General features: G+C 65.4%; 9 protein-coding genes and 1 pseudogene. 5 read left to right on the top strand and 5 right to left on the bottom strand.

The window, feature by feature from the left end:
- The first annotated feature begins 281 nt into the window (after window positions 1–281).
- The 3 genes from ABIB26_RS11565 (at window position 282) to ABIB26_RS11555 (ending at window position 2,384) form a co-directional block, all read left to right on the top strand.
- The gene (locus ABIB26_RS11565; protein WP_354242848.1) at window positions 282–749 is read left to right on the top strand and encodes an alkaline phosphatase family protein; all 468 of its coding nucleotides are present in this window, start codon (window positions 282–284) and stop codon (window positions 747–749) included.
- A gap of 385 nt (window positions 750–1,134) precedes the next feature.
- On the top strand, window positions 1,135–1,980 hold the full coding sequence (locus ABIB26_RS11560; protein ID WP_354242845.1) for an SDR family NAD(P)-dependent oxidoreductase: 846 nt from the start codon (window positions 1,135–1,137) through the stop codon (window positions 1,978–1,980).
- 107 nt (window positions 1,981–2,087) lie between these two features.
- Window positions 2,088–2,384, top strand: a complete 297-nt coding sequence (locus tag ABIB26_RS11555) for an excalibur calcium-binding domain-containing protein (protein ID WP_354242842.1) — start codon at window positions 2,088–2,090, stop codon at window positions 2,382–2,384.
- Window positions 2,385–2,495: 111 nt separating this feature from the next.
- On the opposite strand, the gene ABIB26_RS11550 is transcribed toward ABIB26_RS11555, so the two are convergent.
- From ABIB26_RS11550 to ABIB26_RS11530, 5 genes are all read right to left on the bottom strand, one after another.
- Window positions 2,496–4,334 carry a putative bifunctional diguanylate cyclase/phosphodiesterase gene (locus ABIB26_RS11550; RefSeq protein WP_354242839.1) on the bottom strand — a complete coding sequence of 613 codons (1,839 nt, stop codon included), beginning with the start codon at window positions 4,332–4,334 and terminating at the stop codon, window positions 2,496–2,498.
- A 75-nt stretch (window positions 4,335–4,409) separates the two neighbouring features.
- Window positions 4,410–6,728 carry a putative bifunctional diguanylate cyclase/phosphodiesterase gene (locus ABIB26_RS11545; protein ID WP_354242837.1) on the bottom strand — a complete coding sequence of 773 codons (2,319 nt, stop codon included), beginning with the start codon at window positions 6,726–6,728 and terminating at the stop codon, window positions 4,410–4,412.
- Between the two features lie 79 nt (window positions 6,729–6,807).
- Complete coding sequence (locus ABIB26_RS11540; RefSeq protein WP_354242834.1) at window positions 6,808–9,036, bottom strand: putative bifunctional diguanylate cyclase/phosphodiesterase; 2,229 nt, start codon at window positions 9,034–9,036, stop codon at window positions 6,808–6,810.
- Window positions 9,037–9,408: 372 nt separating this feature from the next.
- Window positions 9,409–10,278 carry a nitrilase-related carbon-nitrogen hydrolase gene (locus ABIB26_RS11535; protein WP_354242831.1) on the bottom strand — a complete coding sequence of 290 codons (870 nt, stop codon included), beginning with the start codon at window positions 10,276–10,278 and terminating at the stop codon, window positions 9,409–9,411.
- A gap of 3 nt (window positions 10,279–10,281) precedes the next feature.
- Window positions 10,282–11,733: a purine-cytosine permease family protein gene (locus ABIB26_RS11530; protein WP_354242828.1), complete on the bottom strand. Its 1,452-nt coding sequence runs from the start codon at window positions 11,731–11,733 to the stop codon at window positions 10,282–10,284.
- Window positions 11,734–11,872: 139 nt separating this feature from the next.
- Here ABIB26_RS11530 and ABIB26_RS11525 point away from each other — a divergent pair.
- Window positions 11,873–12,019: pseudogene (locus ABIB26_RS11525) on the top strand (LacI family DNA-binding transcriptional regulator); the annotation flags it as partial.
- Window positions 12,020–12,115: 96 nt separating this feature from the next.
- On the top strand, window positions 12,116–12,883 hold the full coding sequence (locus ABIB26_RS11520) for a LacI family DNA-binding transcriptional regulator (protein ID WP_354242895.1): 768 nt from the start codon (window positions 12,116–12,118) through the stop codon (window positions 12,881–12,883).
- Window positions 12,884–12,986 lie beyond the last annotated feature (103 nt).

Below are 12,986 nucleotides of genomic sequence, written 5' to 3'. Positions count from 1 at the left end.
CCTCGTTCACGCCGATGTCCGGCGCGACCTGGGCGATCGGACGGCCCGAGGAAATCACGAGCTCCACGGCGTCGTCCTTGTACTTCTGGCTATACATCTTACGGTCGGTCATTGTGAAGAAGGGCTCCTAACAAGCTGTCTCACAAAACCATACGGCCGCACCCGGCGCAAACCCGTGCGGCAAGACCTCGACGCCGCCGGCGAAATACGACCACGTCATCTGGATTCTCTTCGAGAACAAGACCTACTCGCAGGTCATCGGGAGCGCCAACGCGCCGTATATGACGCAAACCGCGAGGCAGTGCGGCTCAGTGTCCAACTGGAGCGACGCCGGCGTGGGCCTGCCATCGCTGCCGAGCTATCTGGCCATGACGTCCGGGAGCACACAGGGCGTCACCTCCGATTCAAACCCGAACGGTCTGCCGCCGATTACGGCCGACAACATTTTCCGCCAGGTGAGGGCGTCGGGCCAGTCGCAGAAGAGCTATCTGGAGGACATGCCCTCGAATTGCCAGCTGAGCGCATCGGGCCTGTATGCGGAGCGGCACAACCCGGAGGTTTATTACCAGGGGCCAGGAGACAGGGCAGCCTGCGCCACCAACAACGTGCCGATGGGAACTCCGGCGTCGGGAATCTTTGCAAGGGACCTGGCCAACAACACGCTGCCGAATTTCTCCTTCATCGTGCCGAATGTCTGCAATGACATGCACGACTGCAGCATCGCGACGGGGGACGCCTGGCTTTCCTAGTGGTTGCCGGTCATCCTGGCCAGCCAAAGTTATCAAGGGGGGAAAACCGCGATATTCGTGCTTTTCGACGAAGATACTCCGGTGCCCAATTTTGTGGTGGCTCCGTCCGTGGTTCCGGGTGCTGTTATCCAGGGTTCCTACAGTCACTACTCGCTACTGCGGTCAACCGAAGAGATGCTGGGTATCGGCTTTAGATTGCTCAACGCCGGCACGGCGCCGAGTTTCCGGTCGCAGCTGCGTATCTAACTGCCGCGCGTTTGTCCGCGTGCAGGTACAGGCCCAAGACTTTCCATTAAGTACAGATACAACTGCCCCCGGCCGGGGAACACTACCCGGCCGGGGGCCGTTGTATGAGCGACACCCTCCGCCATTCGAAGGACATTTCATGACCGCACGGACCATTGTCATCACCGGAGCCAGCGACGGCATCGGCGCGTCCGCGGCGCGGACCCTGAGCAAACAGGGCGAGCAGGTGGTCGTCGTCGGGCGTTCCGCGCAGAAGACCGCGCAGGTGGCGAAGGAGATCGGGGCGGACCATTACGTCGCCGACTTCGCGGAGCTGGCACAGGTGCGCCGGCTCGCCGAGCAGCTGAAGGAGAAGTACCCGCGGATCGACGTCCTCGCCAACAACGCCGGCGGGATCATGGGCCGCCGCGAGCTCACCGTGGACGGCCACGAGAAGACGTTCCAGATCAACCACCTGGCACCGTTCCTGCTGACCACCGAGCTGATGGACGTCCTCACCGCCAGCAACGCCACCGTCATCAACACCTCCAGCGCCGCCAACGGCTTCGGCAAGCTGGATCTCGAGGACCTGGACTCCGGGCAGAACTACTCCACCAACCGCGCCTACGGCACCGGCAAGCTCGCGAACATCCTGTTCACCACGGAGCTGAACCACCGCTACGGCGCGGCGGGCATCACGGCGGCGGCCTTCCACCCCGGCGTCGTCGCCACCAACTTTGCGGCCGAGTCCACGAGCCCGATGCGGCACGCGTACAAGACCTTCCTCAACCGGTTCCTGCTGTCCCCCGAGCAGGGCGCGGACACCCTCGTATGGCTCGCCACCGCAGAGCCGGGGCAGGACTGGATCTCGGGTGCCTACTACGCCAAACGGGCGCTGGCGAAGGCCAACAAGCAGGCGTACGACGCCGATCTGGCGCGGGAGCTGTGGGACCGCAGCGAAGCCATGGTGGCGCAGGACCTCGACAAGCTCGATCAGCGGGCGTAGCCGCCGTCGGCGGAGCCGGATTCGGTGAACAGTGAGATAGCATTCCTTTAGCCAAAGCCGAAAGGCGGCCTTGGCCTTCTTAATGGGGGAGTTCTATTTATATGCGCGTGAAGAAAGTATTTCTCGCATCTCTGGCCACCGCAGCCCTTCTTTTGACGGTTTCGGCGGTGCCGGCAAACGCTGCGCCGTCGCCGAGGTCGTACAAGAATTGCGCCGAACTCAACAAGGTTTATCCGCATGGTGTCGGCAAGAGCGGTGCACGGGATAAGACGTCCGGAAAGCCGGTCACAACCTTCCGCGCGAATAACACTGTGTACAGCTACAACGACGGTGGCGCGAACCGCCACACCGGCGAGTACGATCTGGACCGCGACAACGACGGCATTGCCTGCGAAAAGCGCTGAGTCATGGCCGGGATCTTTGCAAATTCGGGATCCCGGGGCTTACCAGCAGGATCTCGACAAGCTCGATTCCCCCGGCGTAAACCCGGCGTAAACCCGGCCTAGGCACCGGACTCAGCGGGCGGCGTCGACCTTGTCGATTGCCGTGAGCGCGCTCTCCATGGTCCCGGCCAGTTCGCTGGCCGGGGCCGGCTTGGCGAAGAGGTAGCCCTGCAGGGAGTCGCAGCCGCGGTCCATGAGGTACTTGGCCTGCGCGGGGGTTTCGATGCCCTCGGCCGTGACGTGCAGGCCCAGGGCATGGGCGGCGTTGACCATGGTGTTGAAGAAGGGCAGCTGCTCCTGGCCGGTCTTGATCATCGCCACGAAGGAGCGGTCGATCTTGACCTTGTCCAGCGGCAGTTCCTTGAGCCGTCCCGGCGAAGAATAGCCGGTGCCGAAGTCGTCCATCGCGATCTGTACGCCGGCCTCCCGGAGCTGGCGAAGCTGCCGTAGCACGTCCGAATCGGCGTCGAAGAACACGCTCTCCGTCAGTTCCAGCATCAGCTGGCGCGGATCCACGCCGGTGGACCGCACTATCGCGAGCACATCCGTGGCGAAATCCCGGTTCTGGAACTGCAGGCCAGAGACGTTCACGGCGACGCTGTACGCGGCGTCGCCGGCCAGCCAGGGCCGGATCTCGGCGCAGGCACGGCGCAGGACCTCGTCGCCGATCTCCCGGATCAGGCCGCTCTGCTCCGCCACCGGCAGGAACTGGTTGGGCGGAATCAGCTTGCCGTGCCGTTCCCAGCGCGCAAACGCCTCGAACTGCACCACGGCGCCGAGCCCGGGGGAGACCACCGGCTGGTAGTGGACCGAGATCTGGCCCAGCTCGACGGCCCGCCGGAGCCCCGTTTCGCCGTCGGCCCGGTGCGCCGCCGTGCTCAGCATCTCCGGCCGGAACCGGAGCCAGCTGTGCTGGCCCCCGGTCTTTGCCGCCGTCATTGCCGTTTCGGCCTGCCGCAGCAGCTCCGCGCCGTCCTGGGTTTGCGGCGTCTTGGACGCAAGGCCCATGCTCAAGCCGGGCCGCACCGTGGTACCGCCCACGCGCAGCGGCTCGATCAGGGACTCGGCAATCCGCGCGGCCACCGCGTCCGCGTTGAGGCATTCGGTCAGCAGCACCACGAACTCCTCGCCGCCGAGCCGGGCCACGGTGTCGTGCGGCCGGACGCAGTTGCGCAGCCGGCTTGCCACCTCCACGAGGAGCTCATCCGCGGACGAACGGCCCAGCATGCCGGTGAGGCTCTTCAAGTCATCGAGGTTCAGCAGCAGCACGTCCACAGGGTCCGGGCGGCGCATCGCGGCGGCCAGGCGCTCGTTGAACAGGGTCCCGTTGGGCAGCGCGGTCAATGGATCCCGCAACACTCCGGCCTTGAGCTGGTCATCATGCTCGGCAACCGCCGCGGGAACCGCCGGTGACGCAGCAGCAGTACGACGGCGTTGCGTCGCGGCATCTGCTGCAGCGGCGTCTGCTGCAGCGGCGCCGTGGCGCTGGTCGGATGACGCAGCAACCGTGCGGTGGCCGGCGCCGCGGACGGACAGCGCAACAGACCGCGCGGGCTGCGCCCCGGCGCCAATGGAATCAGGGCCGGTTGCCCCGGCGGTGGTCTCGAGGGGGAGCAGGGCACAGGTGATTTCGACCGGGAGCTCGGTCCCGTCCGCGCGGCGGCCGGAGCCGGCGAACGGCTCGCGGGGGCGGCGCCCGGTGACGCAGAGGCCGGCGAGCACGCCGTGGAAATCCTCCCGCGATGCCTCGGCCAGCAGCAGGCTGGAATCGGCTCCCAGCAGCTGGGCGCGGGGGTAGCCGAAGAGCTCCTCCGCGGCAGCATTCAGGAACGAAATGGATCCGTCCGGAGCAAGGAGCAACAGGGCATCCGGAGTGTGCTCCAGCAGTAGTTGTGCGAATCCAGATTCCAAGATGTTGCCTGCCCCCAAATGACGGATGCGGTTGCAGGCACCGGGCGGGAACACGGTGGGGCTGCGCTTCCTGAATCATATGTGGTGGAGCCCGCCGCCAGGCCTTACGTGGGAGGACGAGCCCGAGTGTGTCGGGACGGCGGCCTCAAGGCTGCCCGCCCGAAGCGGCGGCCGCAAGGCTGCCCCGGGTGCGCTACCCGGGAGCGGGACGCCCTCGAGTGCGGCGATGGCCGCAACGGAGTTCCGCACCGCGAGTTGCCGCTGGGATTCAGGCACCGGGCGGGAGAACAGGAAGCCCTGCAGGGCGTCGCATTCGTGGTCCATCAGGTACCGAGCCTGCGCCGGCGTCTCGATGCCCTCGGCAGTGACCTTGAGCCCCAGGCTCCGGGCCATGTGGATCATCGAAGTCAGGATGGGAAGCTTCTCCACCCCGGTCTGCAGCATGGAGACAAAGGACTTGTCGATCTTGACGACGTCCACCGGGAGCTCCTGCAACCGGCCCAGGGAGGAGTAGCCGGTGCCGAAGTCGTCCAGCGCCACCCGGATGCCGGCCGCGCGCAGGCTGGAGAGCTGGGCGATGACGTGGGTGTCGGCGTCGAAAAACACGCTCTCCGTCACTTCCAGCACCAGCTGGTGCGGATCCACGCCACTCCAAGCCGCAATGTCCAACACCCGTTCCGCGAAATCGAGGTGCTGCAGCTGCACGCCGGAGACGTTCACGGCGAGGGTCCGGAAGGAATCCTCCACCAACCACGGCTGCAGCTCGGTGCAGCTGCGCCGAAGCACTTCGGCGCCGATTTCCCGGATCAGGCCGCTGCGTTCCGCCGTCTGGATGAACTCGTCCGGGGCCATCAGCTGCCCGCCCCACTGCCAGCGGGCCAGTGCCTCGAACTGCACCACCTCGAGCCGGTCGGTGGAGATGACGGGCTGGTAGTGCACGGTGATCTGCCCGAGTTCCACGGCCCGGCGCAGGCCGGCGGTCAGCTGGGTGCGCTCCAGCAGCGCCGCGAGCATCTCCGGCCGGAAGTGCACGTAGCAGTTCTTACCGGCTTCCTTGGCCGCGTACATCGCCAGGTCCGCCTGCCGGAGCAGCTCCGAGGATGTCAGTGCTTCGTCGTTCCGCGAGGCCACGCCCAGGCTCAGGCCTGGCCGCATCAGCGTGCCCTCGATGGACACCGGGGCGTTCAGGGTGCCGACCACCCGCTGCGCGACGGCGTCGGCGTCCCGGCAGCCGACCAGCAGGACCACGAACTCGTCGCCGCCCAGCCGTGCGACGGTGCCGTGGGGACCCACACAGCTCTGCAGCCGCCGGGCGATCTCCACCAGCATCTCGTCGCCGGCGTGGTGGCCCAGTACATCATTGATTTCCTTAAAATCGTCCAGGTCCAGCAGCAGCACGTGTACCGGTTCCGGCGTCAGCAGTGCCGCGGCGGCCCGTTCATTGAACAGTATCCGGTTGGCCAGGCCGGTCAGCGGATCCTGGAAGGCCAGCTCCTTGAGCTTGTCAGCCTGCTCGGCGAGTTCATCCATCGCGCGCCGGGCCTGGTCCTGGGCGCGCTGCCGCGAGGAGACGTCCCGGAAGTTCCAGATCCGGCCGACAACCGTGTCCGCGACCCGCTGCGGACGAGAGTAGAGCTCCACAGTACGGCCGTCCTTGAACTCCAGCACGTCATGGCTCTGCATGAGCCGGTCCGCGTAGAGGGCCGAGACTTTCTGCAGGAAGTACTCCGGGTGGACCAGCTGATCGGCGATGAACGAGACAAGGGCCAGCGGGTCCTCGGCCGCCACCAGTTCGGCCGGCATGCCCCATAGCTTGAGGTACTGGTCATTGATCCCGGTGATCTGCCCTTCACAGGAGACCACCACGATCCCGTCGGCGGTGGTTTCCAGCGTGGCGTCCAGAAGCGAGACAGCCAGGCGCCGGCCGGAATCGGTGTCCAGCCGGTGGCGCGCATTCCGGACCGCGACCGCCATGGCCGTGCCGGCGTCGAGCGTCACGAGCGAGCAGGTGATCTCCAGGGCGATTTCGGTGCCATCCCGACGGCGGCCTGCCGCCGCGAACGGCCGCTTGCCGGCGAGGCTTCCGCGGCCCAGCCGGCCGAAGACGCGCAGGAATCCTCCGCGCCCGTCCCCTGAGAGCAGGATGTTGTGCTGGACTCCCAGCAGCTGTTCGCGGCTGTAGCCAAACAGGCACTCCGCGGCGGCATTCACATACGCAATGGTTCCGTCCGCGGTCAGCAGCAAGAAGGCGTCTGGACCCTGCTCAAGCAGGGTCTCTTGGAACCCAGTTCCGACGGCGATACCGGCCCCCATTGCGTTGGTTGTTGACGAACTAATGTTGACGCGCTGTTGTTGACCGATCCCGGCAGTGATGCCGTGGACGATGCGTACCACTGATCATAGGGTTCCCGGGCGCCGAGTCCAGCACCGCGGCCCCTCGTTTTTTGCGGCGTCCGGACGGAGCCCAGGCGGTCTACCGGTTTCCGGGCACCCGGTCCCCGCGGAGCGAGGCGAAAGCCTCTGCCGATCGGCTGATGGCAGGCTCCAGTCCGGACCCCGGTTCGGGGGCGGAAAAGAAGAACCCCTGCAGCGAATCGCACTCCAGCCTGATCAGGTATTCGGCCTGGGCCGCGGTCTCCACGCCCTCCGCCGTGACCGTCAGGCCCAGTCCGTGGGCCATGCTGATCATGGACGTGAGGATCGGAAGCCTCTCCGCACCGGTGCGGATCATCGCGACAAAGGACTGATCGATCTTCAGGGTGGCCACCGGGAGCTCCTGGAGCCGGCCCAGCGAGGAGTAGCCGGTGCCGAAGTCGTCCAGTGCCACGCGCACGCCGGCCTTCCGGAGGGCCACCAGCTGCTGGATCACGTGGCAGTCGTCACCGAAGAAGACGCTTTCGGTGACCTCCAGGACCAGCTGCCGCGGATCCACGCCGCAGGACTCAGCGACGGCCAGGACCAGCTCGGCGAAGTAGCCGTGCTGCAGCTGCACCCCGGAAACATTCACGGCCAGGGACCGCGAGGAATCCGCCGCCAGCCAGGACTTCATCTCCGTGCAGCCGCGCAGCAGTACCTCGGTGCCGATCTCGACGATCAGGCCGCTGCGCTCGGCCGCGGGAATGAACTGCTGCGGCGGCACGATTTCGCCGTCCCGTTCCCAGCGGGCCAAGGCCTCGACCGTGACGACGACGCCGCGCTCCGCCGAGAGGATCGGCTGGTAATACACGGCGATCTGGCCGCTGTCCACGGCCAGCCGCAGCCCGGCTTCCATCTCGGCGCGCCGCACGAGGGCCGTCATCATCTCCGGCCGGAAGCGCAGGTACCTGTTCTTGCCCGCTGTCTTTGCCGCGTACATGGCGATGTCCGCGCGACGCAGCAGCTCGGAGGCGTCCACGGCGTCCTCGCTGATCGAGGCCAGTCCCAGGCTGAGGCTGGGCCGCAGCATGGTCCCGTCGATCCACAGCGGCACCTTCAGGGACTCGACGATCCGCGCGGCGGCGGCCTCGGGATCGAGTGAGCCGACGAGCAGGACCACGAATTCGTCGCCGCCCAGCCGTGCTACGACGTCGTGCGGCCGGACGCAGGCGCGCAGCCGCCGGCCCACCTCGATCAGCATCTGGTCACCGGCATGGTGGCCCAGGATGTCGTTGACTTCCTTGAAGTCGTCCAGGTCAAGCAGCAGGACGTCGACGGCGGTTCCGCGCGGCCCCAGCAGCGCGCTGGCGAGGCGGTCATTGAAGAGCTGCCGGTTGGACAGCCCGGTCAGCGGGTCCTGGAACGCGAGGGACTTAAGCAGCGCGGCCTGCTCGGCGAGGCCGGCCATGGCCTGGCTGATCTGGTCCTGCGCGATTCTGGCCGGGGTGACGTCACGGAAACTCCAGACCCGCCCCACCACCTCCTCCGCCACGAGCTGCGGCCGGGAGTAGCGTTCAAACGTCCGGCCGTCCCGGAAGTCCAGGACGTCATGGCTTTCCGCGGCGGGATCGGCGTAGAGCGCGGTGACCTTCTCCACGAACTGGGCCGGGTCCACGAGCTGGTCCATGACGAAGCCCAGCACGGCATCATCATCCCGGCTGGCCATCAGCTCCCCGGGAATACCCCACATGGACAGGAACTGGTTGTTGACGCCCGCGATCTGCCCCTCGCCGCTGACCACGAGGATGCCGTCCGCGGTGGATTCGAGCGTGGCCGTCAGCAGCGACATCGCAGCGCGCAGACCCGCGTCCGCTGCCTGCCGGTGCGAGATATCCCGGACCATGACGGCCATGCAGACGGCGTCTGCATCTGCGGCTGCATCCGCGGCTGCGTCCGGGTGGTCCTCCGGGGCGACGAGCGAGCAGGCGATTTCGCCCTGGAATTCCGAGCCGTCCCGCCGCAGGCCGTAAGCCTCGACCGGCGGGAGGGCGGCGGCGCCGGCATCCCGGCGGAGGGCGAAGAACAGCCGCTGGAAACCGCTGCGGAAGCCCTCGGCCAGCAGCATGCGGTGGTCCTGGCCCACCAACTCGGCGCGGGAATAGCCGAACATGCGTTCCGTGGCCGCGTTGACCATGCGGATGGCGCCGTCTGCGGCAACGACCAGGAGGGCGTCCGGGCTGGATTCGAGGACGGCCCTGGAAGAAGGGGCGGCGCTGGACCCCGCGGGAGACGCGGGTGCGCCCAGGAACTCGGCGGCGTCGTGCTCGTCCGGGCGCCGTGACGCCATCACCGGGCCGCCCGAGCGTGCATTTGAGACCGATATGCCATTGACTGTCCTCCCCACAGGAAATCATAGGGGTGCCGTGCGGCTGCCCAGTGCTACGACTCAGTGCCGCGGCCATGCGCTGTGAATCGCAGAGCCATTTAGCGCTGAGATCCACAACACGTGTCGTCTTCGATGTCGGGTGTCATTTAAACGGACGTATAAATAACAGAGGAGAATCCCGGGCTGGTCGGATACGTCCGCGTTTCAAAGGCTGAGAGTTACAGCCGTGCCGCCGGCCGGGCTTCCGGCTGTCTTATGAACGGTCATTGGTGATTCACGGTGTCGGTGCCCATGCCCGCGGTTACGTTCTCCGCCCGTTGGCTGGAGGGTTTTTCAGACGGGTTGGATGAGTGATACGTAGCTGTCCGGGCGGCGTGTGGTCAGGAGGGGGAAGAGTTCGAGCCAGTCGCGGCGCTGGTCGAGGTCGAGATCGGCGATGAGGAGGGCGTCACGGTCCCGTGGGGCGGAGACAAGGACGCGCCCGTAAGGATCGGAGATGAAGGATGATCCGAAGAAGGTGATCAGTCCTTCGCTTCCCCACCGGTTGGCGACGACCATGAATGTGCCGTTGGTTATGCCATGGCCCACGATGACGTGCTGCCACAGCGGCCGGGTGTCAAAATCCGGGTGATCCGGCTCTGAGCCGATCGCCGTCGGATAGGCCAGAATCTCTGCGCCTCCCAGGGAGTAGGCACGGGCCACCTCAGGGAACCACTGGTCCCAGCACGTGGGCAGGCCAAGCTTTGCCGAGCCGCCCTGGGAGTCGCTGAAGTCGATGACGGGGTAGGGGTTGGCCGATGCGGGCCCGGGACGAAAGTAGTGGTCTTCGTAGTATCCGGCGGTCTTGGGAATGTGAAGTTTTCGTGTCCTGGCCAGAAGTGTTCCGTCGGGGGCGACAAGAATGGCGGTGTTGTAGCCGAGGCCGTCGGTTCCATCGGTCTTTTCGAAGACCGAGGCGTGGACGGGGACCCCTGTTTCTGCGGCGGCTTTCGCGGCGAAAAGGTGGGTGGGTCCACCCGGAAGTTGTTCGGCGAGGGCATCGGCGTCGGCCGCCGGCCGTTCGTCGGCCATGTAGCGCGAGAGCGTGAGTTCGTGGAGAAAGACGATCCTGGCGCCGGCGTTGGCGGCGGTGCGGATGCCGTCCAGGAGGGTGGCTTCATGTTCGTCCGGATCTGCGTGCCAGCGGGTCTGCACTGCGGCCACGGCTCAGTGGCGCATGTGGCCTTCGGCTTTGCTCATTTCGAATTCGCCGGTCAGGTCCTTTGTCCGGTGCAGGAGGAGGTAGGCGATGGCGGCGACGGGCAGGCCGATAAAAACGGAGTAGTCGACGGAGCCGGCGGCGGCGGCGAAGAAGCCAACGAACGGCGCCGTGACCATGAACGGGATCATCGTCAGTAGGGCGATGGCGTAGGCTCCGATTCCCCGCCAGCCCCAGCGGCCGTAGATGCCGTTCGGGTTGAAGATTTCCGCCACGACGTACCGGCCCTTCCGCACGAAGAAGTAGTCGATGAGATTGATTGCCGTCCAGGGCGTGAACAGGTAGGCGAGGAAGATCAGGACGTTACTGAAGAATGCGTTGAAGTTGTCGATCCCGACGAACTGGCTGATGGCGAAGACGAGGGTGCCCATCACCAGGATCGAGAGGACACGGATGGCACGTGTGGGACGGATGCGTGTGAACGAGTCAACGATGGAGATCAGAGCCAGGCTTCCGCCGTACTGGTTGATGACCATGATCGACATGACGCCCAGGAACAGGACTGCCACGCCAATAATTCCGAAGCCGGGGAAGAACCTGTCGCCGAGAGCGATGAAGGCGCTGATGGGATCTGCGCCGGGTGAAACGGCGGCCACGACGGACCCGAGGATGAAGACCCAGACCGAGGAAATCACGCTGGGCGCGTAGGTCCACCAGAACGCGGCCTTGACGCCGACGTTCGCAGGCAGGTAACGCGAGTAGTCGGAAACGTAGGGCGCCCAGCCAAGCTGGAATCCGGCAACGATGACGAAGACGGTCATGAACGGGGCAAGCTCGAAGGGCCCCGGTTGCAAGGCCTCCGCCGGGAGTGCGTTTGAGTTCAGCGCGATGACGGTGAAGACCAGCAGGACGCTGATCATGGGCCATGTCAGCCATTTGTTGATGCGGTGGATCACTTTATAGCCGTAGATGGCCATCACCGCCGCTATGACGGTGGCGATGAGATAGCCCACCGTTGCATTGATGCCCGTTATCTGCTCGGCGGCGCCTCCGGACAGCAGCGCGTCCGAGGTGTTGTAGGCAACATAGTTGATGAAGGCGAAAACGAGCACGGTCACTGCCGAGCCCAGATAGCCGAACTGCGGGCGGGACTGCACCAGTTGCGGCAGGCCAAGCTGCGGGCCCTGAGCCGAGTGAAGGGCCATAAACAATGTGCCGAACAGCGAGCCGAGGACCGTGGCCACCGCAGTCCAGAACAGAGAAGCCCCAATGGACAATGTCGCAACGCCCGTGGCGATACCAACGAGATTGACGCTGCTGACAAACCAGATCGGGCCAAGGTCACTGACCCGCCCAAACCGCTCCGAATGCGTTACGAAGTCTATGGAGCGGCTCTCGATCCGGGAGCCCGGTCGGGGTGCCGCGTCTTCGGCCGAATGCGGTGAAGCTTCGATTGCCATGTGAGGAACCTCTCAAGATCTGCGGGAACGATTCTGCAATCATGCCTGAGCGGGAACGATTCTGCAATAGGTTTTGCTAACTTCCCCGGCCAGCGATGTTCCCGCGCAGGGTCCGGTCGGGACTGCTAGAGTCCCCAGTATGCAAGGGAGCTCCTCCGTCACAATCCTCGATATTGCTCGCGAAGCAAAGGTGTCCCGCACCACTGTTTCCGCGGCACTCAGCAGCACGGGCCGGGTTTCGATGGCCACAAGGAACCATGTTCGAGCAGTTGCCACGAAACTTGGCTATGCGCCGAATCAAGCCGCCAGAAACCTGCGTCGAAGCCGGACCGGGGCAATTGGCCTGCATCTTCCAGACCAGGTCACCGGCCTGGCGTACTACATGGAATTCACCTTCGGGGTGGTGGACAGGGCCAACGAGGATGACGTCGCTGTCGTATTGTCTTCGTTGGCCCATTCAACCGCGCTTGCTGCAAAGATCACGGACGGAATGGTCGCCGTGGACCTCATTGATGGCGACCCCCTCATCGGAGACCTGATGTCCCGAAAGATCCCTCTGGCGACCGGCGAGCACGGAAACCAGGCGGTCGGTACCAACGCCGGAACCGTCTGGTCCGATCATCGTGCCAGCATGCTGGAACTGCTGGACCACTTGCACAGCCAGGGCTGCAGGCGCCCGGCATTCCTCGGCCCTGGCCAATCGAGCGACTGGGGCCGTTCGCTACACCGCGGCTACGAGGACTGGTGTGCAAAACATGCCGTACAACCCAACGCCGGCGATCTGGCGTTCAACGCAACCGCGTCGGAAGTCCGTGAAGAATCCCTGCATCTGCTGCGGGCCGACCCCCGTCCGGATGCCATAGTCTGCGCGCCCGACGGTTCCGCCATCGGCGTCCTCACCGCCGCCGCCGAGTACAGCCTCACACCCGGCAGGGACATCCTCGTCGCTTCCTGTGTCGACAGCCCGGTGATGCAGATGGCCAACCCGCCAATCACGGCCATCGAACTCGATCCGCGCGGAATGGGCCGCCGCTGCGCCGACATGGTCTTGCGGCTCATCCAGGAGCCTGGAGCCGGCCCACTGGAGGAAAAGCACCCGACAACTCTGAAGATTAGAGCGTCGTCGGGCCCTATCCGAAGCAATCGGTAGACGGATACCACTTCACAGTCATTACTTGCGTTAGTTACTAACCCAGCACGTGGTCAATCGATGCCACCGACAACGGAACCCGGGTTACCCCGTTCAGCCGGGA

It is taken from the genome of Arthrobacter sp. UYEF20, assembly GCF_040546335.1.
Classification (GTDB): domain Bacteria; phylum Actinomycetota; class Actinomycetes; order Actinomycetales; family Micrococcaceae; genus Arthrobacter.
This window is presented reverse-complemented; position numbering and strand designations above follow the sequence as displayed.

Excerpts from the sequence above, each read along its gene's own strand:
- ABIB26_RS11565 (WP_354242848.1), top strand. The coding sequence starts at position 282 with ATGACGCAAACCGCGAGGCAGTGCGGCTCAGTGTCCAACTGGAGCGAC.
- ABIB26_RS11560 (WP_354242845.1), top strand. The coding sequence starts at position 1,135 with ATGACCGCACGGACCATTGTCATCACCGGAGCCAGCGACGGCATCGGC.
- ABIB26_RS11540 (WP_354242834.1), bottom strand. The coding sequence starts at position 9,036 with ATGGCGTCACGGCGCCCGGACGAGCACGACGCCGCCGAGTTCCTGGGC.
- ABIB26_RS11530 (WP_354242828.1), bottom strand. The coding sequence starts at position 11,733 with ATGGCAATCGAAGCTTCACCGCATTCGGCCGAAGACGCGGCACCCCGA.
- ABIB26_RS11520 (WP_354242895.1), top strand. The coding sequence starts at position 12,116 with ATGGAATTCACCTTCGGGGTGGTGGACAGGGCCAACGAGGATGACGTC.